Here is a 25,310-nt window from a genome sequence, read left to right on the forward strand (position 1 = left end):
TGAGGAGGATAACTATGGGGAATTTACAGGTTACAGCGTTGAAATGTGAATATAGAACGAATCCGCTTGGCATCGGAGCTCGGAATCCGCAGTTAAGCTGGCAAATTGAGTCCGATCGCCGCGGCACGCTGCAGCGAGGGTATCAGATCGTCGTAGCTAACGAAGTGGGTGATTTTACAAACCCAGTGTGGGATACAGGCTATATGGAATCCGATCAGTCTATTCAACTTGTTTACGTGGGACCTGAGCTGCTATCCAGAGCTCGTTACCACTATAAAGTGAAAGTCTGGGATAACTTTGGCCGTGAATCCGCATGGAGTGAAGTCGCTTGGTGGGAGATGGGCTTGATGGATCAAGGGGAATGGCAAGCCGAGTGGATCACACCTCATGAAAGTGAAATGGATCCGCAGTCCGAGCCTGCATTTCTGCTTCGCAAGCAGTTTGAGGTTGGAGGGGATGTCCTGTCTGCACGTATTTATGCGACGGCTGCAGGCGTCTATGAGCTGTATGTAAATGGAACTCGTGTTTCCGATGAGCTGCTGGCGCCAGGCTGGACGAGTTATCCAACTCGGTTGCAGGTTCAAACCTATGATGTAACGGATATGCTTCAACGTGATGGTAATGGGATAGGGATTCTGCTCGGGGATGGTTGGTACAGGAGCGGGATGGGATTTGAAAATAAAAACTTTAAATACGGTGAACGCCGGGCTGCCCTCGCACAGCTGCATATTCAATATAAAGATGGTACAGAAGAAGTTGTGGCCACAGATACTACCTGGAAGGCTTCTACGGGAGCGATTCAATATGCAACGATTTACCATGGTGAAACATATGATGCACGGTTAGAGCATTCAGGCTGGAGCTCGGCCAATTTCCGAGATGACAAGTGGTGTGCCACTCAGGTTTGTACAGATGTAAGCTTTGATGTTTTGGTGCCTCAAGAAAATGCATCGACTCGTGTAACTGAGATAATACGTCCGATTGCTTATTTCGTAACGCCTGCCGGCGATCATGTACTGGATATGGGACAAAATATGGTAGGCCGCATGCGCTTCACTGTATCTGCCCCTGCAGGTACGCGGATTGAGCTTAAACATGCTGAGGTCTTGGATAAGGATGGGAATATATATTTTGGTAACCTGCGTCCGGCGAAGCAGGTCGTGACCTATATCGTGAAAGGGAGTGGTCCCGAAACCTATGCACCTTATTTCAGCTTCATGGGCTTTCGCTATGTGAGGGTCGAGGGCTTTCCCGGCCAAGAGAATGGCCTGCCGCTGGATGCTTTCCTCGGTGAAGTCATGCATACCGATATGGAGCCGACAGGTAAGTTCGAATGTTCGGATACTAGAGTGAATCAATTGCAAAGCAACATTCGCTGGGGCCAACGTGGCAATTTCCTAGACGTACCGACAGATTGTCCGCAGCGTGACGAACGGTTAGGGTGGACGGGTGATGCTCAGGTTTTCATCTCCACGGCGTTATTTAATTACCAAGGCGGACCCTTCTTCACGAAGTGGCTGAATGATATGAAGGCTGAACAAAGACCGAATGGCGGCATTCCTTTTGTTGTTCCGGACGTTGTAGGCGGAGAGAACTCAGCTGCATGGGGAGATGCTGCGGTAATCTGTCCGTGGACAGTTTATCAATACTATGGGGATAAGCGTCTGCTTGCTGAACAATATGAAAGCATGAAAGGATGGATTTCCTACATCCGCTCCCAAGGCGATCAAGAATTCCTATGGAACACAGGCTTTCATTTCGGAGATTGGCTTGCGCTGGATGCGAAGGAAAACAGCTACATTGGTGCGACACCTGTCGCTTTGATTGCAACGGCGTATTATGCGTATTCGACGCGTATTGTTCGTGATGCTGCAAGAGTTCTTGGGCATGAAGAAGAAGCCCTTGCTTTCGATGAGCTTTATCAAGGCGTTATTCAAGCTTTCCGCGATGAATTTATGACGAAAAATGGGCGCGTCGCGGCCCCAACGCAAACTGCGCATATCCTTGCGCTTGTCTTCGATCTAGTCGATGACGAGGTACGTGCAAGAGTGGCGAAAGATCTCAATGAACTGATTCTGGATAATGATTATCATTTATCAACAGGCTTCGTGGGCACACCTTACTTGTGCTTCGCGCTTTCGAATAACGGCTATCACGAAACAGCGGTTAAGCTGCTGCTGCAAGAAAGCTATCCAGGATGGCTGTATTCCGTTTCCAAGGGAGCGACAACCATCTGGGAGCATTGGGACAGCATTAAATCGGACGGTTCCTTCTGGAGCGATGATATGAACTCTTTTAACCACTACGCTTATGGAGCCATCGGAGACTGGATGTACCGCAAAATAGCCGGCCTGGATATGGACGTTACAGTACCGGCCTTCAAGCGTATTCATATCGAGCCGATGTTTGGATTGAATCGTCTCTCTTATGCCAAAGCAGCGCATACCTCCCTATATGGACGAATCGAGTCCGGCTGGCAGGTGGATCAGGGACAAATTCAAGTGACGGTACGTATCCCAGCAAACACAACCGCAGATGTCATTCTTGCAGGAGCTGCAGTTGGCAGCGTGAAAGAAGGGGGAAATTCCCTCGACACCTTGATCCCTGGCATTCAAGCCATAAGTGAAGTTGCACAAGGTGTGCGCGTCCTTCTAGGATCTGGAGACTACACATTCACATATGGGAATAGTGATTTCTTCCGCGTTAAATTTAATGAGCATTCGAGAATCGATGATGTGCTGGATCATGAAGCGGCGATGGCGATTTTCAAAAAGCATATGTCAGCCTTATTCGAAGGCCCCTTTCTTAACTTCGTTCGCAAATCAACGATTAAGCAGCTGGGTGAGAATACGATGACAGGCGTTACGAAGCAACAAATCGAAGGGTTGCTTGAAGAATTGATTCTCATATAAGGCATGTGGCCATTTGAAAAAGGAGTGTGTAGTTGTAATGGGAATTCATCAATACTTCGTGGAATTAGCGGAGAAATTGACCCCTGATCTGTATGAGTCTATTGTTCTGCCAAGATCCGTCATTGAGGTCGTAGCGGATGAAGAAGCTTTCCAGGGATGGAGAACGCGACAAACGGGTAGTATCGCAGCATTACAAACGCAATCCTTCGGCAAGGATGACAGCTTTATTCTGGATTTTGGCGATCATCAGGTTGGTTATATCTCCCTATCGATCAAGTCTGTGGGTAGTCCTCAAGATGCCCCGCTGGGGCTGAAGCTAATCTTTGGGGAGATGCCTTGTGAGGTGGCTGAACCTTTCGACAGTTATGAGGGCTGGTTGAGCAAATCCTGGCTGCAGGAAGAAACGATCTTCGTAGATGTGCTTCCTACGGTTTTACGGCTGCCTCGACGATATTGCTTCCGCTATTTGAAGGTAGTAATTATCGATACATCCCGTAAGTATACGGTCTCGTTCACCGATATTCATTGTACGGCAGTTACCTCCGCTGATGTGAGGGATCTAAAACCGCTTCCCGCTAATGTTCAGGAAGATTTACAAGTGATGGATGCCATTAGCATCAAGACGCTTCAGGACTGCATGCAAACGGTGTTTGAAGACGGACCGAAGCGGGATCGTAGGCTGTGGATCGGGGATTTAAGGCTCCAAGCGCTGGCGAACTATCAGACCTTTCATCATCATGATTTGGTGAAGCGCTGCTTATATTTGTTTGGCGGCATGACGCTAGCTGATGGTGCAGTTGGAGCCTGTGTTTTTGAAAAACCCAATCCGGTCGTTGATGATACGAGGCTTTATGATTATTCACTCTTCTTCGTTGCGACGTTATTCGATTATTATGAGGCTTCCGAGGATCACGAAGCACTGGTAGACCTATGGCCTATTGCCCTTGAACAAATCCACATCGGCTTAGCGCGGTTGGATGAATACGGTGTAGTTCGTGATGATGAAACCTGGTGGTGCTTCACGGATTGGCATCCGGAGCTGAATAAACAAGCATCTGCGCACGCGATACTGTTGTATTGTCTCAAAAGGGGTCTTGGACTGGCTGAAGTGCTAGAGAGAAAACTAGAGGCAACTTTCATTTCTGATCAAATTGATCGTGTGACAAGAGCGGCACACCACCATTTATGGGATGATGAGCTAAGCTTCTTCGTGAGTGGCGCGAATAAGCAGGTTTCATGGGCGTCTCAGGTGTGGATGGCTTTGGCAGGTGTGTTGAACGAAGAGAAAAATGGTCAATTGATGGATCGGCTATTCGACTCCTCGCCGGAAATCGGGATGACAACGCCGTACATGTACCATCATTTAATTGAAGCTTTATTTGAAAGCGGCAGACCCGAGAAAGCCTTGGAGCAAATGAGAGCGTACTGGGGAGAAATGGTCAAAGACGGAGCGGATTGCTTCTGGGAAATCTACAACCCCAACGATAAGAAGCTATCTCCTTATGGCAGCAATTTAATTAATAGTTATTGTCATGCATGGAGCTGCACGCCTACATACTTTATTCGTAAGTATTTGCTGTAACGGGAGGCCATACACGAAATGAAAGAGGATCAACTTAGACAAAAACCATTTTATTTATCAGAGTCTGATGTTTCTTGGGTGAAGGAAACGCGAGATGGACTCAGCTTGGAAGAAAAAGTCGGACAGTTGTTCGTTGTGGTTCAAAAACCATTTTCACCGGAGCCGGAGGATTTATTGAGCATTAAGCCAGGAGGGATACATCTCTTTGCTTTTAGTCCTGATGCCACGAAGGTAAATCAACAGGCGAAAATTGTGGAAATGCAAAGTTGCAGCAAGCTGCCCTTATTGGTGAGTGGAGATTTAGAATCTGGCGGATTTGGCGGGGCAATTGACGGCACGAATCTCGGCATGAATATGCAAGTTGCAGCTACAGGCAGGCCAGAGCTAGCGCTAGCATTCGGTAAAGGCATTGAAGCAGAGGGCTCTGCTATTGGATTTAACTGGGTATTCGGCCCAGTGCTGGATATTAACTATAATTATCAAAATCCGATTGTAAATACACGTGCGTTTGGAGATACACCTGAGATCGTGGAATCGTACGCGATTCCCGTAATGGAGGGAGTACAGGACGGCAGGCGAATGGCAGCGTGCGTTAAGCATTGGCCAGGTGACGGGATGGATGACCGTGATCAGCATAAAGTGCTGACAGTGAACTCCATGCCGATGCAGCAATGGCGCGATACCTACGGCCGCGTTTATCGTTCAGCTTTCGATGCCGGGGTGAAAAGTGTAATGAGCGCGCATATCGCGCTTCCTGCTTACTATAAAGAGCTTGGGATTGACGATATTAGAAAACAGCATACGCCGGGATCGCTTTCCTATGAGCTGAACGTGAAGCTTCTAAGAGAAGAACTGGGCTTCAATGGGTTAATTATTTCCGATGCGTCAGCCATGATAGGCATGACCAGTTGGGGGCCGCGCAACGAAATCGTTCCTGGGTGTATCGCGTCCGGTGTAGATATGTTTCTTTTTACTGAAGATCTCAGATACGACTATGAAGCGATGCTTCAAGGTGTTAAGGCAGGCATTATTACGAAGGAGCGCCTGAATGATGCTGTTACGAGAGTGCTTGCTCTAAAAGCTTCTTTGGGGCTGCATTTGGAAAGACCAGCTCTGCAAGATTTAGCTAGTGTAGGATCAATTGAGCATGTGACATTAGCCCAAGAATTAGCACGAAATTCTGTGACGTTAGTGAAGGACACGCAAAACTTGTTACCTATTTCACCTGAGAAGCATAAAAGAGTTCTTCTCATTGCCTTAGGAAGTGAAGGCTCTTTATTCACAGAGAATGGTGCAGGAGGCAGCGGATTTGAGAAAATGCTGGTGGAGGAAGGGTTTGAAGTGGTTAGAAATTACCATCTCAAACAGGATGAGAATGACATTGATTTGGTCATTTATTTGACGCAGCGATCGCCGGGCTTTATGCAAAATCCCCTTCGTTTGTCTCCAGAAGAAGCAGGCGGGATTTTCACTTGGTATCCTACTTACGTGCCAACGATGTTCATTTCGTTAGGTAACCCTTATACCTTATATGAGATGCCAACAATGCCAACCATGATTAATGGCTATAATGCCTCGGCTATTGTTCAAAGGGAGATTCTAAACTGTTTGCTAGGTAATCAGCCCTTCTTAGGCACCTCGCCTGTGGATGCGTTTTGCGGGTCGGCGTGGGCTCAGCTTTAAAATAAAACTGCCTTAGGGTAACGCCAAATGAAAGCACCATCATTCAACCAGGCATAGTACACATGTGGAGTCGGTAATATTGATGGTTCGAGAATGAGATGTGGCAGTTTCGCTTAACTTATTTAATTCTTCAAAAGTCCAAGTTAAATACGCTACTTGGACTTTTTGTTGTTCGAATTTCTTGTATTTAGTAAGCTATTTCGGATTTCTCGTAATACTTATACCCTGCTCAACAACATCTGCATAAGAGATAATGATACTATAACTCGCTATGCGGAGAATAACGTTGGATTAAATAAGAACAGGTGAAAGAGGGAGACTTATGATTTTCAAAAAAGATCTAATGGATAAAAAGAATTTACTTAAAGAATTAGATTCACAAGGATATTCAGACAGAATAAATAAAATAGCAATACTAGGCCGTAATAATAATGGATCAACCCAGTATTCAAAATTGCTTTCTTCGTTACTGGAGGGTGGTGCCTATGAGGCACATCTTGCATTAACTGGTGCTAGTGTCACACATGATACAAATATTATTTTGTTGGCATTAAAGCATCCGATGGCCACTGTTAGAATTCAGGCAGCAGGTCTTTTGGCCAAAGTGGCTTCAGATATTGATATTGATATTGAACGTGAAATACTAAATTTATCACATGATTGTCGTCGCAAATTATTGCGCAGTATTTCGATTTTAAATCGACAAGAATGGGCGGAGCGTTTATTGCCTATTGTGTATACTAGATGGGGAGCACAGGAGGCATCCATTTTACTACCAGCATGTTATAAGGAAACTGTTAGTAAATGGATTTTGGACATTGGGTATGTCATAAAAGATTGGTACAAATTAGCTAGACGACATCTTGATGTGGTTGCGGAGTATTTTAAAACAACTTTAGAAAGCACACCACTTAGTGAAAAGGGATACGTGTGGTGGAGGTTTTCATCAGCTATCGAAATTTTTTGCAATTTAAAGGCAGATTTGGTTCTAGAATGTGCAATGAATCATGGCTCAATGGGTGTCATACATCCTGTGTTAAAAAAACAACTTGGTACTTTAGTTCGCATAAATCCTGGTGCAGTGTATATGCTGCTAACACGAAATGAGTCGCGGGGCGATCTGATTTCTCATGGTGTACCCGATGGCATTTTAAGTAGAAGAAATTGTTTATCAATAGATCAATGGATTGAAATAGCTAAATTACTTGCAGAAAATCCAATGCATATTGCGAAATTACTTCATTGTATTGCTCCTTCAAATCGTGAAGTGATTTTTGAGTCAGTATATGAAGAAGATAAACGTAAAGAGCGCATTTTTCCAGAAACATTACTGTATAAATTACCGCATAAATTACGCGATAAGGAAGCATCCCGAATGCTTGGTCTCCGTGAAATCTATGATAATCGGGAAAAAACGATTAGGATTACTGCTTGCCGTTCTATTGATAATTCAAGAGAGATGCTTGAAAAAGCAACACATGTATCCAATGCAGAAGAGCGCGCACTGGCACTTGCGCAATTGATTAAGTGTACTGCTCTATCGAGACATGGTGTTGATAAGACTTTGGCATTTTTAGGTCGTATCAAAAATGATCAGGATTCTGTGCGAGGCGCAGTGATTACAGAGCTTTCAAACAGTCCTTCGTCTATGTTTACTGATGAGAATATAAAAGAACTTACTTTACTTGTGGATAGTGTGATTGAAGCTAGAGATACTTCATATGTTACAAAGGCTGCTCTCCAAAAATTAGCATTTGTCATTATGCGTTATAATGCATTAAATCCAAAAAGCGAGATTTTTAAGTTCTCTTTAAGAACGATTATAAAACTAGCTAAGCAGAATGGTCAGCTTACACTACCATCTTTAGAGAAAAGTTTACCTTGGGGTACAGAAACGATAATTTTTGACGAGATTTATCCATTAGTTGTGGAGGCGAACAAAAGAGAAAACTACAATTTTGTAATTAGTTTGGCAAACTCATTCGGAAAAAGAGGCTTTAACATAAACAAACTTCAAAACTTATTAAAGGAAGCGACGAAGGCGAAAACAGATTCTATAGCAGTACAAGCGACCAGACATTGGCTTGCACCAAATAAAACACGTGATGAAAGAGTCAAAGAATTATTAACTTTGGATGCCTCTTTTATTACAATAAATGAAGTGTTCCTGCATCTGCATCTAAAACGTCAAGATTGGTTAGATCCGTTTATTTCTGGTGCTGCTATAAAAGGTAAGTTTTTAACGGGCAAAACCATTCATCTTGTGCCAGCTATGGATGGGTTTAATAGGTGGTTGCCACGTCAGCAAAAATCTTTTAGCTCCCTATTAGAAAAAGTTGCATTCGATACTAAGCGCAGTCTTTTTGAGCGTTCAAGAGCTATTAAGATAATGGCAAAAATGCCTGATCTTTGCCCAGATAAGATATTAGAACTTTTAAAGGATGAGGAAGTATCTGTAGTAGAAGCTGCACTTTATGCACTTTCATTATTAGAAGAGCCCGAAAAGGCACTTCCACTTCTAGTGAATAATTTAGATGGAGATAGAGCCCGTGTAGCCATGTACTCGATACCTAGATGCGTACGTCGCGTTAATCCGGTTTTGTTGACTTCAATGCTTAAAGAACTTTTAAATCGAGATATACTTAAAATCACGGTCAGAAAAGAGGCAATCAGGTTACTGGGTGCTTATAAAAGTAGCGAAAGCGTTTCGTTATTGATGAACGAGTTTGAAAAAGTAAATTCACATAAGGATGTAATCATTGCAATAGGGCATGCAGCGAGACAACTTTTAGATGATGAACGTGGATGGCATATTTTAAGTTTAATGGCTTCTTCATCACAAAGTGATATTGCAAAAAGTTTATTATTCCAACAGCCTAATGAACTTCCAGTAGACTATAGATCTCGATATTTAGAATTAATCATTAAAATTGCAAGTCATACAGATGCGACTGTCGGCAGAGATGCTTTCAATTGCATGAAACATTGGACAAATGGAAATGAAGTAATAATTGCGAATGCCACTGCAGAAGCTATTGTTAATTTAGAAGATAGCACTAGATGGAATGCTGCAATGAACACGTTGGTAGAAACATGCCGTGATGGTAAGGTCAATGAATTTGTAATTGGTGTTTTTAAGGATTTGGCTAATGTTAAAATAAGTGATGAGTGGAATGCAACAGCCAAAAGAGATTTGCCTCATCGACAACGGCTCTTGAAATTTACAGACAAACTGATATCTTTGCCAAAGAACACACGTCTAAACCTTAAGCTTTTGTATATGGGTATAAATGACTGTCTTGCGTTAAATGAGACATTAAAGCATGCTGTGATGAAATTGTATATAGCATCAATTGATTGGAATGATGTAGAGGAATCCGTTGCTTATCTAAACAGTTTTGTTAATTGCATTACACAACAGCCACATCTTTTGAAAGATGCATATAGACAGGTTGCGCAAAATTTAAAAGATAGCAAAGGGTATTGGAATCCAGATACAATATTAGAAATTGTAAACGTAATATGGTCTGAGGGCCGTAACGATTCTCAATTTATTGGACTTTCTTTACTTGAAGTTACTGGAAGTGTTTTATTGTGGAGTCCGGATTGTATCCGCCTTTTAAGATTATATAGAGATCACATAAACATTGAAATTTGCTCACTTGCGTTAGACATTTGGACAACAAAAGATTAATTATTCTTATAATACAAACTTGAATCTATGACGAACGATATATTCATATCCCACATACCATACATGTTGAGTGCTGCTCACTGTTAGTTTGGAAAGGAAACAACGAGTGAAGCAATCTGTAAGGGTTAAGAAAAGAATGATTTTATTTGAAGGGTGTAATCGTAATATGATTCTTAAAGAGTTTGATTTAGATTTACCTTACACAGGCAAGAATGGCAAACAAGATTATGATGATAATTGGAAGGCTAAGAGAATTAAATTCAGGGATGAAGTACGGTGTATAGCTTCATTTTATGAGAGAGTGTTTGAAAAAAAATCTATTGTGGATGATTACTGGAAGGTACTAATTGAATGTGTTGATACAATAACAGATAGTCGTGTGCGAAATTTACTAGGTGTATGTACTGTTCAAGTAGAACTTGATATAGAGGAATATTTCCATCTTTCTAATTGCGAAAAGAAAAGAATTGTTTTGGGATTACTTAAATCAGGTATAGAAAAGATTGTTGAAGCCAAAGGGTGGGATTATACGCCTTTTGATAAAGCTTACAACAACATTGTTATGAATAACTACACAAATACTTGGATTTGGAAAAAGCCTAAAAAGAGTCCAGATAAAAAATATAGTGCAGAGGTTTTTTGTGAGCATGAAGTAGGTTCTTTTGACATTAGTATAATTATTAAAAGTAAAAACGGTAACGAAATGAAACGGGTCAAAGTAAAGTCAGACAGACCGAATGAATGGGCGTATGCACAGAATCTTGGAGCATTAGATTGGGTTTCCTCTGACGAAGTTGTATTAGTGAATAAGGAACAAACAGAACATTGGAGTATATCCATAGCTGAAATTAAATGAAAGCACGATTTTATCTGAAAGGATTGCTAAATATGGCATTTACAAAAAAAATAGATAGTGAAATTTCACTTAATGCGATAGTGATTGACGATGCTCAAGAATTTTTCACCTTAATAGACACCAATAGAAATCACTTACGACAATGGCTTCCATGGGTTGATTTTACAACATGTGTGGAGGATACCAAGACTAACATTGGAAAGACATTGGCACTGTTAGATTCGAAGGTTCTGGTGCAAGGATTTAAAAAAGTTCGCAGTTACCCGACAAAGTATAGTTTGTCTATGCCACTAAATCAAATATCTTATTTAGCCATTCAACATCAAAGAGGACAGACGAATTATTTTCGGCCTGCCCTTTCCTTATCATATGTAAAGCCTCAATTCCCTTTAACGTCTGATCCGCTGTAAGAAACGATTTGAAACCGAGATTTGGTTTTGTGATTTTTTTTATGAACCGGTGATCTTGCTCCATCCCATTACTTCATTATCAATTACGTTATCACGAATTAGAGCTTTGCACCACAACCTGCAATATTTTGTGGAAAAGAATTCATATTTAAATGCATTTGAGGAAAGTAGATACCTCATTACTAAGAAAAAAGCAGCACTAAATTGTGCTTAATAGCGTGAACTGAGGTCACTTGTTTCAGGTTCTTCAGGCTCGACCGATTTGGATCATGAAAGGATGTCGGCAATAAGGACTCACGTGCATGCGCGAGTCCCTTTCTGTCATTTCTACTATAATTAATAATCGATTAACCATAATTGCTCTTGCGCTTAGTGATGAGAAAATAATGTTATCGAGGATTGTCTGCCACATCGACAAAAAGAGCAAGTCCAGAGAACGACTAGCCGGCGATTGTCGTCGCTCGCCCTCCAAAGCACTATCGTCGAGTAGATGGTTCCTCATAGCTTTGCAAGCCGGCGTCGCGCAAAGTTCTTCCGACATAGCCCAACTCTCGACGTGCAGCGGCATCGTTGACTGTGAACTCACGCCCGATCATGCGTATCATCGAGCGTGAGATCGGCGGATCGCCGTCTTTCCGCGTGACGGCCCAGATAGTGTCGAGCAGCCGGCCAATGGCAGAGGCAAGCCAGTAGGGCATCGAACGCAGCTTATCGATGGACAGGCCCTGCAAGTTCGCGAGCGAGGAGACGAACTCACGGAAAGTCTGCCCTTCCTGGTCTTTGATGAAGAAGGCATGACCGCCTTCTCCGCGTTCAAGAGCGCATTGTATGGCTTCGACCACATTGTCCACGTGGCAGGTTGCAAAAGCGTAGTCGCCGCGGTCGATGAAGGCGAACTGTCCAGATCTGACTGCTTCGGGAAGCGCTCGACTAAACGGATCACCAGGCCCCCAGATAGCCGGTGGGCGGAGCGCGATGGTGCGAAAGCCGGGTTTGTTGGCTGCCAGAACCAATGGCTCGGCCCGTGCCTTGCTCGCCAGGTAGGCGGAGAAGTGGTTCGGGAAAGCTGGCGCGCTTTCATCGGCGTCGCGGATGGGCGTACCGCCATTATCCATGAGGATCCCCGCCGCGCTGATGTAGACGAATGTCTTCGCACCGGCGGACTCAGCTGCCTTCAACAAGGCTACGGTGCCATCGACGTTGGTACGGAAGAAGGGTTCGCGAGGCCCTGAGAAGCGGAACAGGGCGGCCGCGTGCACAACCGCATCAATCACCGGCAATATGAGTGGCGTGTTGCTTTCGAGATCGGCATCGACTGGCGTCGCACCCATGGACTTGAGTTTGGCGTGAGATGATGTGGAGCGTGTGAGAGCGAAAATCTCGTGACCGTCCTCCACGAGCTTCGTGATCAGGCGGCCGCCGAGCAGACCGGAGCCTCCCGTGACGAGAATTTTCATTGTTTTCGTCCTTTCTATTCGGGATTTAGGATGGACCGTATGGCGCCCTCGCGGATTTGCTCCAGGACCTCAGAAGTGGGTGGCACCACCTTGCGTAGCCGAGCTGTGACGTAAAGTAGGGATGCAGCATTCGCAGACGCCCACATGAGATCGGCAGCCACCTCCACCGTTGGCCTGAGTCGGCCCTCAGCGGCGATGGCCGCGATGCGTTGGATCAGGAGCGCAAAGGCCTGCTCGGCGGCGGGAATATCAGCATCGTTGAGAACGCGGCTCATCATCACCGCGTAGAGCCGTGGGCGAGCCGCCGCGAAGCGCACGTAATCGTCCCAGCCCTCACGCAGCGCCATCACCGGATCGGATGATTGGGTGGCAGTTCTTTTGCTTTCGAGAAACTGTGCAAATGCTTCCGTAATGGCGGCGCTCAGAAGCCCGTCGGCGCTGCCGAAGTGATGGTACAGCGTCGGTGCGGTCACCTTCGCAATTGCGCAGACGGAGCGTGTCGAGAACTGTGCCTCGCCCTCTTCCTCGAGAACTTGTAAAGCCGCATTGAGCAGAGTGTCGTGTGTATTCATGTGACCAATATAGCACAGCTATATTGGTATGTCTATAGCGATGCTATATTGGTGCCGATACCCTCCTGACATCCGATAAAACCCCAGTTCCCGACGCGACTGTATCCGTTTCCCGCACGGACGCTGAAAATTCCTCTGGATTCAGATGGTTATGGCAAACATAGAGTGCTCATTTTTGCCGAGAGCTCCCGCCATCAAAGTCTTGCACAGTATGGCATGCCGAAGGTGGTTGGCCAGTAGAAGCGGCGTTCTCTATGCGGCATGCTGGTGGCTGACATCTTCCGGCAGCCGCCTATACCGGGAATGAATTCGATAATCTGATACTCTATTCTTCGTATTCCTTTAAGAAGTTCACTTCGGACCACTGCCTAAATTGATCCGGATCCCTCTTCAATAGATCGATACCATATTTGTTATCTAAATAATCTAATGCCTTTTGTGTGTTTCCTTGAAGGAAAAGGTCTTTAAGCAGCATTGCTGCAAATAGGACGAGAAGATTGAAATATTCATTAGCATGTGCTTGTTATCCCCATCCAATTTGCTGAGCAAAATGCCTCCTTCCAACAAGGAAAATGCAAATGAAGCAAGCGCATCCGAATCCAGATCTCCCTTAAACTCCCCAGCTTTAATCCCGTCACGAATAATACTTTTCATTATATCCAAGAAGGTATGCAGCCCCTGCCTTGCCCGGTCACGAAGCTCCGAATGAGTATCGTCACTTTCTACAGCTGTATTCTGCATGGGACATCCGCCAATAAACGGTGGATCGTTGACGACATCCTCATAGACACGAAAGAAAGCAATCAGCTTTCCTGACGCAGACTGCTCTTGATCGACCGCCTCAGCAAATTTTCTGCCGACCAAACTGGCAGCATAATTGTAGGCTTCAAGCGCTATCTCGTCTTTACTGGCAAAATGTCGATAGATGCCCCCTTTCTTAATTCCGCTGTCGGCAATAATATCATTTAGCGATGTACCGGCATATCCTCTCTGGTTAAAAATTTCAGCTGATTTCATAATGATATGTTCCCGTGTTCTGTCCCCTTTTTTCATGAGCTCCTCCGTATGAACCTTATTCTAATCATGTATTATAAACAAATTATACAATTTTCCGACCTTGCCATTCGCAAGAATTATGCTAATATAAAAGATACCATTCGGTACCTTTTATTATAAAACAAGACGGTCCAGAATGAAATAGCGCCGAGCTATTTTGATTTCATGAGAGGTATTCGCCTCTTTGGAATAAATAAAACTTATAGGAGGACTTGAGAATGACTGTAAAAGTAGGCATTAACGGCTTTGGACGGATCGGACGAGACTCGCTTTTCGCCGAATACAAGATGTGGAAGGCGTCGAGGTTGTAGCAATTAACGACCTTACGAATGCTAAAGTGTTGGCTCATCTGCTCAAATATGATACAACGCAAGGCACTTATCACGGTGACATTGAAGTCCATGACGGACGTACTCAACTATACGTATGTCGAGGAAAACGAAGTGCCCAATTGATCCTTTCTTGAACGAATAGGGGAGAAGATGTGACCGCGATTGAACTGCTGAAGGACAGAGATATAATCAACTCAAGTTACAAATCGCTTTGGAAGGGAGGCAGTAAGGAATGGGAATTGATACGGTACTATGGAGCAAGCTGGTGACAGGAATGACACTAGGGTTCCATATGATATTCGCGACAATTGGTGTCGGTATCCCTCTCATGATCGCGATTGCTGAGCTCATCGGCATCCGCAAGCAAGATTCTCACTACACACTGATGGCTAAGAGGTGGGCGCGGGGGTTTGTTATATCCGTCGCAGTCGGTGTCGTAACAGGCACGGCAATCTCACTGCAACTGGCATTGGTGTGGCCGAATTTTATGAAGTTGGCGGGGAACGTCATTGCGCTTCCGTTATTCATGGAGGTATTTGCATTCTTTTTTGAAGCTATCTTTCTAGGCATTTATCTGTATACGTGGGATCGGTTCAAGAACCCATATATTCATTGGCTGCTCACACTCCCCATTGTCGCAGGGGCAGGCATGTCTGCTGTTTTTATCACGACTGTGAATGGTTTTATGAACCAACCTGGGGGATTTACCATGCAAGGCGGACAATTTACAGCCGTTAACCCGGTGCAAGCGATGCTGAATACGGCGACGTTCTCCAAAGTGTTCCATGTATTAAGCTCGGCCTACTTAACAGGAGCGGCTCTGCTAGCAGGAATTGCGGCCTTTACGATGCTTAGAAAAGGGGTCACTGGATACCACAAAAAAGCGTTAAAGCTTATGATGGCCGTTGTCATGTTGTTCGGACTGCTAAACACCGTAGCTGGAGATGCGTCCGCCAAGTTCTTGGCCGAGCATCAACCGGAAAAGCTGGCTGCTGCGGAATGGCATTTTGAGACGGAGAGCGGCGCGGATTTGATTCTATTTGGATGGCTTAATGCCGAGCATAAAATTATAGGCGCACTTCACCTGCCGAAGATTCTCAGCTTCCTGGCTTTTGGAAATTTTAACGCGAAAGTAACAGGTCTGAATGAATTTCCTCCAGATGAACAACCTCCGCTCCTTGTGCATTATTTTTTTGACTTGATGGCTGGCATAGGGTTTGCGTTATTGGGCATGTCCGTTCTGTATTTCCTATTTACATTATGGAAAAAACGCAATGAGCACAACAAATGGCTACTTCGCATTATTGCTTTAGGCACGCCGCTCGCATTCCTGGGAGTCGAGCTGGGCTGGTTTTACGCCGAGTTGGGGCGGCAGCCGTGGATTTTACGAGGATATATGCGTGTAGAAGAAGCGGCGACGACATCGCCAAGCGTGAGAATTCTTTTTTTCCTCTTCCTTCTTCTCTACATCGTTTTAGGCATGGTTAGCGTTCTTGTACTTCGGCGCTTATTCAACAATAATCTGGCAGAAGCTGAGATGGAGAAGTGGGCGCAGCATGCGGGCGACAAGAGGACAGGGAAGGGAGCGCATGTCTGATGAGTTACGATTTGATTGGAATTTCGGTACTTTGGCTGTTTTTGTACGGGTATCTTATTATAGCCTCCATTGACTTTGGAGCCGGTTTCTTTGCCTTTTATGCCCACTTGACCAAGCAGGACCCCCTCATAAATCGTCTGATTTCTCGTTATTTGTCACCCGTATGGGAGATCACAAATGTATTTTTCGTCTTTTTCTACATCGGCATGATCGGATTTTTTCCGGATACAGCCTATTACTATGGCTCGGCGCTGCTTGTTCCGGGGAGTGTTGCGATCGTGCTGCTTGCTATTCGCGGTTCGTTCTATGCATTTGAAAACTATGGTTCCAAAAATAATATCGTCTATCTGTTTTTGTACGGCGCATCGGGTTTGCTGATCCCGGCTTCGTTGTCTGTGACGCTGGCCCTGTCTGAAGGCGGCTTTATCTTGAAGCAGGATCAGACGGTTTCTCTGGATTACTGGGCTTTATTTAGCAATCCATTGTCGTGGAGCATCGTTGGATTGGCGATTGTGTCTGTCTTGTTTATTAGCGCCTGTTTTCTGGCGTTTTACGCTTCACGGGCAGAGGATCACACTGCGCTAAAGCTAATGCGGACCTATGCGCTTTTCTGGAGCACGCCGGCGATTATTATCGCCCTGACAGCCTTTATCTATTTGGGCCAACACAATGAGCGACATTATCAAAATATGATGGATTTATGGTGGATGCTTGCACTTTCTGTTGCCTTTTTCATGATTGCGATGTGGCTGTTATACCGCGGTCGCCGCTATGGGCTAGCATTTGTTTGCATCATGCTGCAATTTTTCTGTGCCTTTTTCGCTTACGGGATTGGGCAGTATCCCTATATTCTTGATCCCTACATTACGATTCAGAGCAGTGTCACCTCATCCTCAATGGGCTTCGCGCTAGTTGTCGTATTTATCGGGGGCATGTGTCTATTGATTCCTTCCCTTATTTTGGTTTTCAAGCTGTTCCTGTTCGATGCGGATTACGTGAAAGGGGAAAAATAGGCCGATTACTCGCAGGTTATTACCATAAAGGAGCTGAGTTGGGTGAAGGGGAAAAGAAGCTTAATCGCTATACAGATGACTGCCCAACGCAAACGTCTCATTTACCTGGTATTCATCTCGCTCGCACTAGGCGCCGCCATTGTAAGTCAGGCTGCATTGCTGGCTGAAGCCGTCCAGCGGATCTTTGTGGAGGGAGTATCTTTTTCATCGGTTTCCCTACTGCTCGGCATCCTACTGATCGTGATGGCGATACGTACACTGTTGTCATATGGGAACGGGACAGTTGGTTTGCAAATGGCAGCAACCGCCAAAAAAAATATGCGAGCAGCCGTGCTTCAGAATTTTACGCATGCTTCCATGCCTTCCTCTCTTCGAGGGCAAACGGGGGGAAAGGTCAGTATGGCGCTGGATGCTGTGGATGAGGCGGATAGTTATTTCAGTCAATACATGCCACGTATGGTGGAAACGGTCATTATCCCCATTCTGATTTTAGTCGTTACGTTTACCCAACATGCCAATTCAGGGATCATCATGCTGGTTACGGCTCCGTTTATCCCGATTTTTATGATTTTGGTGGGGCTGAAAACGAAAAATAAATCAGAAGAAAAATATGCGCAGTTAGCCGAGTTTGCCGGTACATTTCTAGATTCCCTTCAAGGGCTCGTTACGTTAAAAATATTCGGACGGGCCCGCCGTCAGCAGCAAGAAATCGAACGCAGTAGCTTAAAATACTGTGATGCCACAATGGATATTTTGAAGATTGCGTTTACGAATACCCTCATGATGGAATCGATTGTGATGCTGAGCATCGGGATTGTTGCTCTCGAACTGGCCATTCAGCTGCTTGTCTTCAAATCGATGTCGTTTCGCACTGCCTTTTTTGTTTTGCTGCTCGTGCCCGAGTTTTACAGCTTACTAAAGAGTTCGGGCACAGCTTTTCACAATGGGCGAACCAGTATGGGGGCGATTAGCAAGGTTGAAACCATGCTCGCGGACACGAACGATAGAAACGATCTGAAGGATCAGCCGATAGGGCTCCGGACATTTCCGAAGAAGCTGTTTCCAATGCCGCCCACCATTGAATTGGACAATGTCCGGTTTCAGTATGCACCTGACTCATTTGAGCTGAATACAGGTTCGATCACAATTGGACCAGGAGATCATATTGCCCTTGTTGGTCATAGCGGATCCGGCAAAACAACCTTGCTCCATCTTATAGCGGGATTACTAAAACCGGCGTCGGGGACCATTTTAGTGAATGGAAACCCGCTTACTCAACAGAATGAGACGATATGGTTCGAACATATTAGCTACATTACGCAGCATCCTTACATTTTTGCAGGTACCTTCGCCGATAATATCGCGATCGGTGCCGGGCGGAAAGTCTCCAGGGCTGAAATTGAGGCGGCGGCTGCGGACGCGGGTCTTTCGAAGGTTGTATCCCAACTGGAGCAGGGATTTGATACCCCTGTCGGTGAAGGCGGTAGAGGACTATCCGGTGGGGAAAAGCAACGGCTTGCTGTAGCGCGGGCTTTTTTGAAGCGACCCTCCATTATTTTGTTCGATGAGCCGACCGTCGGACTCGATCTTCACACCGAGAGCATTCTGCAACATTCGATTGGAACCTTGGCAAAATCGGCGACGATGATTACGGTAGCTCACCGATTGTATACCATTCGAAATGCGGACAACATTTTGTTTATGGACCATGGCGTCCTAGTGGGCTCGGGACATCACGAAGAGCTTATGAAACGCCTGCCTGCGTATGCAGAGATGGTCGATGTCCAACGCAAAGGGGTGCCGGGATGAACGAGTTCGCTGTTTTGTTCCAAGCTATGATTCGGGAGCGCAAAGATATTATTCTTTCGATTTTAGGCGGATTTGTCGCCGGTATTGCCGGTGTGATCCTCTTTTCTGCGAGCGGATATCTGATTTCGCAAACGGTGTTTGCACCTCCGCTTTATACGCTGATCGTACTTACTTCGTTGGTCAAGCTGCTTGGTTTACTTCGAGCGGTGAGTCGTTATGGCGAGCGCTTATATTCACACCGAGCGACATTCTCTATGCTTAGCCGTTTGCGATCATCCTTTTTTGCCAAGCTCATTCCTTTAACGCCAGGCATTTTAAATAAAAACCGAAGCGGGGATCTGCTTGCACGAATCGTTGGGGATGTAGAGAGTTTGCAGCACTATTTTTTACGCGTCGCGTATCCGCCGATCATTGTTGTCATGGTGTTCTTGACGACAATGCTGGCTGCCGCCTCCTTTTCTTTCTGGATGGCTTGCTTGATGCTGCTCGGTATGCTGGGAACCGTATTGGTCGTGCCGGGAATCGTATTGCTAGGATATCGGAAAATCAATGGCCATGTTCGCAAGCAGCGAGCGCTGTTGTCTACGGAAGTAACAGAGGTGTTGTATGGTTTCCGGGACCTTAAAGTTTATGGGCAGCTTGCGCAGCGGGAACAGCAACTTCGCCAAGCTTCTGCTGCATTGGCAGCCGAGCAGCAGCGAGCGGCCGGACAACTGCTGCGTGGACAATCGATGCATGCTTTTGTCACATATCTGATTGCCTGGGGGGTGTTGGCACTTGGTGCTTATCTGATATCGGATGGGACGTTAGCTGGCGTATATCTGGCTATGCTTGTCATGGCCTCATTAACTGTATTTGAAGAAGCAGCGGCTATGGCCACGTTGCCAGCATATAAGCAAGATAGCGAACATGCAGCCAAGCGGCTGACGGAAGCAGTATTAACTCCTGCCATGCAGCCAGTGCAGCCAAGTCGTACGTTGAATACCGACCATGCCGTTTCTATTGAACTATCCAGCGTTTCCTTACAATATGAAGGGGAGTGGAGGCCAGCGTTAAAGAACTTTTCGTTGCAAATTCCACCAGGATCCAAAACGGCGATTGTCGGACCTAGCGGTTCGGGAAAGTCCACGCTGATTGAGTTGTTGCTCAAGCTGCGTACGCCAACGGCTGGGGATTTGCGACTGAGCGGCATATCGGTACAAGAGCTGGAGGAGTCGAGCATTTGGAAAACGGCTAATGTCGTGCTGCAGCAAAGCCATTTTTTCCGGGGAACGATCCGGGATAACTTGCTCATGGATGGTGAGAATCATTCTGACGGCGACCTATTGGATATTCTCGCTAAAGTGCAATTGCCGACCATTTCGTTAACGGACCCCGTGTACGAAAAGGGAGAAAATTTATCGGATGGCGAAAAACAGCGCTTGGCCCTGGCGCGGGCCATGCTTCGCAAGGGAAAGCTATGGCTGCTGGATGAGCCGACGTCTTCGCTGGACTATGTGACAGAGCAACGTGTTTTGACGCACCTATACGAGCAGGCGTCCGAAGATACGCTTCTGCTAATCTGTCACCGGCTTAACGGTTTGGAAGGAATGGACAGAATCGTCGTTATGGAGCAAGGAAGGGTGATCGAAACGGGTTCTTATTCCGAGTTGATGGAGCAAAACGGCTATTTTTATAAGATGAAACAAATTGAGTTGCAATTAATCGGCGAAACGGGGGACTAAGCATTCTCTTTTTATACGACCTTTACGGTACTGTTTTTACCCAGACCATCTACCTCGTACGGAAACGGAAGAATAACATTCCTAAGCAGTATGCTTCTTTATTGTGAAAAGGTGGAAAATCTAATGACAAAGACTAACCCTTTGCTAATTGTAATTTTGGCTTTAGGTGTATTCGGAATAATCACAACAGAAATGGGGATTATTGGTGTGCTACCTCAGGTAGCACAAAAATTTCACATAACTACCTCAGCGGCAGGAATACTTGTCAGTATTTTTGCCTTGGTCGTAGCACTGTCAGGGCCTTTTATAACCTTGCTATCTTCAGGTATAAATCGTAAATTCATTTTGTTAATATCGGTGCTAATGTTTGCGGTCTCCAACGTTGTTTATATTTTTACTATGAGCTTCAACGTAATGGTGGTATTTCGGATTATTCCCGCATTGGCGCATTCTGCTTTCTTTTCTGTAGCTCTTGTGGTGGCAGCATCATTGGTTTCTCCAGAGAAAAGCAGTCAAGCCGTGACCAAGGTGTTTACAGGTATTACAGCAGGATTTGCATTTGGGGTGCCATTGACCTCTTATCTTGCAGAGCGAATTTCAGTTGAGGTAGCATTCATGTTTGGTGCCATAATTAGTTTCATAGCCTTTTTCGGCATATTGATCTGGCTTCCTTCGATGCCTGTTAAAGAAAAAATGACTTATGGACAACAACTCAATGTTTTACGTAAACCTGATCTGTGGTTAAACATTGCGACCGTTATATTTTTATTTGCAGCTATGTTCTCTGTATATAGTTACTTTGCCGAATATCTTAGACAAGTAACACAAGTGAATGGCTCATGGATAAGCATTATGTTATTCGTATTTGGATTGGTCATGATTTTGGGGAATTTCATATTTGGAGCCTTCGTGCAGAAAAACATTGCTCTCACAACAACCTTATTTCCTTTAATCTTATTATGTATTTATATGATGCTTTATTTTTTAGGGATTCATTTTATTCCTATGTTTGTTCTAATCTTTCTATGGGGAATTGTCCATGCCGGCGGACTTATCATTGGACAAAGCTGGCTGGTCATCGAATCACAGTCAGCTCCTGAATTTGGGAACAGCTTGTTTATAACCTTTGCGAATTTAGGAATAACGATTGGAACAACTATCGGTGGCTGGTTTCTTTTGCAATGGGATGTACGTCAACTTGTATGGAGTGGAATTGGATTTACTGTACTAGCTTTTCTATTGATTATTATCAGAATAAAAGTTTATGGTAAGCCTGTAGCCCAAAAGTTGAATCTGCATCCCTAATGAGCTTTTACTTATCTGACACTGAATGGTCATATTTTTCGAGGAAAATAACTAATTCGGGCCATTCGACTAAACACATAAAACGCGATAATAGCAACAGGCATAGGGTTTAAGGTTCCATAAAGGAGTTGTGGAGGGGTGAGCCAAATCAACAGAGTGTTGCTTGCAGAACCATCGCAAGAGCATAGAGAGCGGATCAAGTACCTGCTGGAGCTGGATCCGCTCTTTGAGGTCGTAGCGGAAACTGACTGCGGAAGGGATGCGATATCACTCGCCGATTCATTAAAGCCGGAGGTTGCGCTTGTTGCGGTTGAATTACACGATATGAAGGGTACACAGACCATTCAAGAAATGAAAAAGATGAATCCCCAAATGTTAGTCGTATTGCAAGCGGAAAGCGCTGACGTTGAGTGTTTTTTTGAAGCTCTGAAAAGCGGGGCGCAAGGTTACTTGCTCAAGTCGCTGCATCCAGCTTCCTTTCACGAGTATCTGAGGTCGCTCGTGATCGAGGATGCGACTCTGCCGAGAGAGCTTGGATATCAAATTTTAAAGCAATTTGTTACCGAGAATAGCCCACATGGCGTACAGCCGAAATTAAAGAGTCGTACCTGAGCTAGTCACTTATGCGTCTGACAAAGGAATTTTTATGTCTAAGGTAAGCTCGGAAAAAAAGAAATAACTTTCGTCCGTATTGATTGATCGAAAATACTGTATTGGGTACTGTCTGCAGAAGGAGCGTTTGGATCAAATGAACTCAAATGATCAACCAGCCAATAATAAAAATTATACGATTCCTATAATTGTAACGTCCTTGATTGTAAATTTTGTTATACTTCTTTTGTTTTTTTCACCGATAGGATACAAAGGAAGTATCAAATTTGATTTAGTCATCTTCCCGAGAATAAATGGAGTTTTAAATAGCTTTACGTTTATATTTTTGATATCGAGCTTAATTGCAATATTGAGAAAAAACATTAAGGTGCACAAAGGTTTCATTCTTGCTTCCTTTACCTCGACATTATTATTTCTAGTTTCTTATTTAACATTTCACTACATGTCCTCAGAAACAGCGACATTTGGCGGCCAAGGTATTATCAGACCCTTTTATTTTATTATTTTAATTTCGCACAGCATCCTTGCCGCAATAATTGTACCGCTAGCCCTATTCACACTTGTTTGGGGATGGACGAATCAAATTCAAAAGCATCGGCGCATTGCTCGATGGACAATGCCTATTTGGCTATATGTCAGTTTTACTGGAGTAGTAGTGTTTTTAATGATGGAACCATATTACTGAACAAACTCGCTCATTGAGGGGAATACTAATTAGGAATCTTGGCAGTAGGCAAAAAAATGCGACACCTGATCTGGATTTTCCAGAGGGTGTCGCATTTTTCTGCCATTGCCCCTTGTATTTGCATGCCTAACAGACCCGATTCAACGGAACAATATCAGACAACCGGCTGTAGCTGATCGAGGAGATGGCGAACATAATCGAATAACTGGTGACCGTCAATGAAACGATGGATGAGGGCAAGTTAAAATAATGGCTTAAATCGTTTAACCCAAATTAAACATGGCTGTATTCATAGTGACCAATACAATGGTAATGCAAAGCAACGTATAATGACCCCTTCGAGGGGAAGAAGGAGCGCTTCGTTCTTCTCGACTATCGTATTGTTGAGTGCATACTTCATCGAAGTTTTCTTCTTTCCATCTATTGATTTTGGGAAGTTATTTACCTAGCTATTTTAGCGAAGTACTCCAGAGTGCGAACCAATTGGGCTGTATAAGACATTTCGTTATCGTACCAAGCTACGGTTTTCACCAGTTGCTGGTCACCGACTGTCAGAACTTTCGTCTGCGTGGCGTCGAAGAGCGAACCAAATGTGATACCTTTGATATCGGAAGATACGATCTCGTCTTCCGTGTATCCGTAAGTTTCTGGATCAGAGGCTTCTTTCATAGCGGTGTTAATTTCCTCAATCGTTACTTTGGTGTTCAATACGGCAACCAGCTCCGTTACGGAACCTGTTGCAACAGGCACACGTTGAGATGCGCCATCCAGCTTGCCCTTTAGTTCGGGAAGAACGAGGCCAATGGCTTTTGCAGCACCAGTAGAATAGGGAACAATGTTCTCTGAAGCGGCGCGTGCTGCTCTGAAGTCTCCTTTTGGATCCGGAGCGTCCAGTGTTTTCTGGTTGCCTGTAAAGGCGTGAATGGTCGTCATTAATCCGGATTGAATGCCAAACTTATCGTGCAAAGTTTTAGCCATCGGGGCTAGGCAGTTCGTTGTGCAGGAAGCACCGGAAATAACCGTTTCCGTTCCGTCCAGCGTGTCATGGTTCACGTTGTATACGATCGTTTTCATGTCGCCTGTAGCAGGGGCGGAAATGACGACTTTCTTCGCTCCCCCTTTCAGGTGAAGCTCGGCTTTTTCTTTCGTGGTGAAGAAGCCTGTACATTCGAGCACAATGTCTACGCCAAGCTCGCCCCACGGGATTTCTTCAGGGTTACGGTTAGCCAGCACCTTAACCTCTTTCCCGTTTACTTTGAAGGTTCCGTCAAGAACTTCGATGTCACCACGAAAAGTGCCTTGCGTAGTATCATATTTGAGTAGATGAGCCAACATTTTAGCATTGGTAAGGTCGTTAATTGCCACTACCTCGACGCCTTCCACATCTTGAATTCGGCGAAAAGCGAGTCGCCCGATCCGTCCAAAACCGTTAATGCCTACTTTTACAGTCATTCTCAAGTCCTCCTATAAGTTGTATTTATTCCAAACAGGCGAATGCCTGTCATGAAATCAAAAGAAATTAGCTTTTCTCAACGGGCTTGTTGCACAATATAAGATACCGATCGGTATCTTTATTATATCATGATTTGAGTGATTGGCAAGGTTTCAGTGTCGTGAAGTTTGATATAACATTAGATTAGAATAAAGTTCATTCTGCAACAAACCATCATTTTCACCTCGGAGTTCTTAAAATTCTAACGAATCTGAAACAATAAAAACGGAGCGCCGAGGTTTGCGGGCTCCGTTTTCTAATTAATTCTGGAATATCACATTTCTCATAAAATTTCAAATATTGGCCACTAATTATCGAAGGGAATTATCAATAAAAGTAATTAGTGTTACTGGTAGCAATGGTAAGACAACCACAAAAGATATGATAAATTCTGTATTACAGACAAAATAGCGAGTTCATAAAACAGTCGGGAATTTAAACAGCCCAATTGGAGTTCCCTTGACCATCCTAGAAAGATGAAAAGTTTGCGAAGGGGTTGGAAGTTTAGTTCGTGAAGAA

The 25,310-nt window shown here is 44.7% G+C and carries 16 protein-coding genes and 3 pseudogenes; 14 read left to right on the top strand and 5 right to left on the bottom strand.

The annotated features are described in order from the left end of the window. Positions 1–14 precede the first annotated feature (14 nt). The 5 genes from BC351_RS12635 (at position 15) to BC351_RS12655 (ending at position 10,727) form a co-directional block, all read left to right on the top strand. Positions 15–2,912, top strand: coding sequence for an alpha-L-rhamnosidase (locus BC351_RS12635; RefSeq protein WP_079412475.1), 2,898 nt, complete (start codon positions 15–17; stop codon positions 2,910–2,912). A 37-nt stretch (positions 2,913–2,949) separates the two neighbouring features. Beyond that, positions 2,950–4,494, top strand: coding sequence for an alpha-L-rhamnosidase-related protein (locus BC351_RS12640; RefSeq protein ID WP_079412477.1), 1,545 nt, complete (start codon positions 2,950–2,952; stop codon positions 4,492–4,494). Positions 4,495–4,512: 18 nt separating this feature from the next. Further along, positions 4,513–6,177, top strand: coding sequence for a glycoside hydrolase family 3 protein (locus BC351_RS12645; RefSeq protein WP_079412479.1), 1,665 nt, complete (start codon positions 4,513–4,515; stop codon positions 6,175–6,177). Between the two features lie 322 nt (positions 6,178–6,499). Further along, entirely contained in the window at positions 6,500–9,871 is a 3,372-nt protein-coding gene (locus BC351_RS12650; RefSeq protein WP_079412481.1) for a HEAT repeat domain-containing protein, read from the top strand. Positions 9,872–9,977: 106 nt separating this feature from the next. Beyond that, positions 9,978–10,727: a hypothetical protein gene (locus tag BC351_RS12655; protein WP_079412483.1), complete on the top strand. Its 750-nt coding sequence runs from the start codon at positions 9,978–9,980 to the stop codon at positions 10,725–10,727. 282 nt (positions 10,728–11,009) lie between these two features. Here BC351_RS12655 and BC351_RS12660 read toward each other — a convergent pair. From BC351_RS12660 to BC351_RS12675, 4 genes and pseudogenes are all read right to left on the bottom strand, one after another. Continuing rightward, positions 11,010–11,210: pseudogene (locus BC351_RS12660) on the bottom strand (DDE-type integrase/transposase/recombinase); the annotation flags it as partial. 403 nt (positions 11,211–11,613) lie between these two features. Further along, positions 11,614–12,594, bottom strand: coding sequence for an NAD-dependent epimerase/dehydratase family protein (locus tag BC351_RS12665; protein WP_079412487.1), 981 nt, complete (start codon positions 12,592–12,594; stop codon positions 11,614–11,616). Positions 12,595–12,608: 14 nt separating this feature from the next. Continuing rightward, positions 12,609–13,166, bottom strand: a complete 558-nt coding sequence (locus BC351_RS12670) for a TetR/AcrR family transcriptional regulator (protein ID WP_079412489.1) — start codon at positions 13,164–13,166, stop codon at positions 12,609–12,611. A 426-nt stretch (positions 13,167–13,592) separates the two neighbouring features. After that, positions 13,593–14,219, bottom strand: a complete 627-nt coding sequence (locus BC351_RS12675; RefSeq protein ID WP_079412491.1) for a TetR/AcrR family transcriptional regulator — start codon at positions 14,217–14,219, stop codon at positions 13,593–13,595. 221 nt (positions 14,220–14,440) lie between these two features. Between BC351_RS12675 and BC351_RS12680 the strand changes: the two are divergent. The 8 genes and pseudogenes from BC351_RS12680 to BC351_RS12715 all read left to right on the top strand — a co-directional run. Further along, positions 14,441–14,631: pseudogene (locus tag BC351_RS12680) on the top strand (glyceraldehyde 3-phosphate dehydrogenase NAD-binding domain-containing protein); the annotation flags it as partial. 155 nt (positions 14,632–14,786) lie between these two features. After that, positions 14,787–16,151, top strand: a complete 1,365-nt coding sequence (locus tag BC351_RS12685) for a cytochrome ubiquinol oxidase subunit I (RefSeq protein WP_079412493.1) — start codon at positions 14,787–14,789, stop codon at positions 16,149–16,151. After that, on the top strand, positions 16,151–17,164 hold the full coding sequence (locus BC351_RS12690; protein WP_079412495.1) for a cytochrome d ubiquinol oxidase subunit II: 1,014 nt from the start codon (positions 16,151–16,153) through the stop codon (positions 17,162–17,164). Before BC351_RS12685 ends, BC351_RS12690 begins: the two co-directional genes overlap by 1 nt. A gap of 42 nt (positions 17,165–17,206) precedes the next feature. Further along, positions 17,207–18,973 carry a thiol reductant ABC exporter subunit CydD gene (gene cydD / locus BC351_RS12695; RefSeq protein ID WP_079412497.1) on the top strand — a complete coding sequence of 589 codons (1,767 nt, stop codon included), beginning with the start codon at positions 17,207–17,209 and terminating at the stop codon, positions 18,971–18,973. Then, a complete protein-coding gene (gene cydC, locus BC351_RS12700; protein WP_079412499.1) occupies positions 18,970–20,697 on the top strand; it encodes a thiol reductant ABC exporter subunit CydC in 1,728 nt (575 codons plus the stop codon). The genes cydD and cydC overlap by 4 nt, the downstream gene beginning before the upstream one ends. Positions 20,698–20,820: 123 nt before the next feature. After that, a complete protein-coding gene (locus BC351_RS12705; RefSeq protein WP_079412501.1) occupies positions 20,821–22,002 on the top strand; it encodes an MFS transporter in 1,182 nt (393 codons plus the stop codon). 138 nt (positions 22,003–22,140) lie between these two features. Further along, positions 22,141–22,614: a response regulator gene (locus BC351_RS12710; RefSeq protein ID WP_079412503.1), complete on the top strand. Its 474-nt coding sequence runs from the start codon at positions 22,141–22,143 to the stop codon at positions 22,612–22,614. Between the two features lie 136 nt (positions 22,615–22,750). Next, entirely contained in the window at positions 22,751–23,299 is a 549-nt protein-coding gene (locus BC351_RS12715; RefSeq protein WP_079412505.1) for a DUF420 domain-containing protein, read from the top strand. Positions 23,300–23,740: 441 nt separating this feature from the next. Here the strand turns inward: BC351_RS12715 and gap are convergent, their stop codons facing one another. Further along, complete coding sequence (gene gap, locus BC351_RS12720; RefSeq protein WP_079412507.1) at positions 23,741–24,751, bottom strand: type I glyceraldehyde-3-phosphate dehydrogenase; 1,011 nt, start codon at positions 24,749–24,751, stop codon at positions 23,741–23,743. 322 nt (positions 24,752–25,073) lie between these two features. On the opposite strand from gap, the pseudogene BC351_RS12725 reads away from it, so the two are divergent. After that, positions 25,074–25,262, top strand: a pseudogene (locus BC351_RS12725) (Mur ligase family protein); the annotation flags it as partial. Positions 25,263–25,310 lie beyond the last annotated feature (48 nt).

The sequence above is a fragment of the Paenibacillus ferrarius genome, assembly GCF_002027705.1.
In the GTDB taxonomy this organism is placed as follows: Bacteria; Bacillota; Bacilli; order Paenibacillales; family NBRC-103111; genus Paenibacillus_E; species Paenibacillus_E ferrarius.

Coding starts and splice junctions, on each gene's coding strand:
- BC351_RS12635 (WP_079412475.1), top strand. CDS start 15: ATGGGGAATTTACAGGTTACAGCGTTGAAATGTGAATATAGAACGAAT.
- BC351_RS12640 (WP_079412477.1), top strand. CDS start 2,950: ATGGGAATTCATCAATACTTCGTGGAATTAGCGGAGAAATTGACCCCT.
- BC351_RS12645 (WP_079412479.1), top strand. CDS start 4,513: ATGAAAGAGGATCAACTTAGACAAAAACCATTTTATTTATCAGAGTCT.
- BC351_RS12650 (WP_079412481.1), top strand. CDS start 6,500: ATGATTTTCAAAAAAGATCTAATGGATAAAAAGAATTTACTTAAAGAA.
- BC351_RS12665 (WP_079412487.1), bottom strand. CDS start 12,594: ATGAAAATTCTCGTCACGGGAGGCTCCGGTCTGCTCGGCGGCCGCCTG.
- BC351_RS12670 (WP_079412489.1), bottom strand. CDS start 13,166: ATGAATACACACGACACTCTGCTCAATGCGGCTTTACAAGTTCTCGAG.
- BC351_RS12675 (WP_079412491.1), bottom strand. CDS start 14,219: ATGAAAAAAGGGGACAGAACACGGGAACATATCATTATGAAATCAGCT.
- BC351_RS12685 (WP_079412493.1), top strand. CDS start 14,787: ATGGGAATTGATACGGTACTATGGAGCAAGCTGGTGACAGGAATGACA.
- BC351_RS12690 (WP_079412495.1), top strand. CDS start 16,151: ATGAGTTACGATTTGATTGGAATTTCGGTACTTTGGCTGTTTTTGTAC.
- cydC (WP_079412499.1), top strand. CDS start 18,970: ATGAACGAGTTCGCTGTTTTGTTCCAAGCTATGATTCGGGAGCGCAAA.
- BC351_RS12705 (WP_079412501.1), top strand. CDS start 20,821: ATGACAAAGACTAACCCTTTGCTAATTGTAATTTTGGCTTTAGGTGTA.
- BC351_RS12715 (WP_079412505.1), top strand. CDS start 22,751: ATGAACTCAAATGATCAACCAGCCAATAATAAAAATTATACGATTCCT.
- gap (WP_079412507.1), bottom strand. CDS start 24,751: ATGACTGTAAAAGTAGGCATTAACGGTTTTGGACGGATCGGGCGACTC.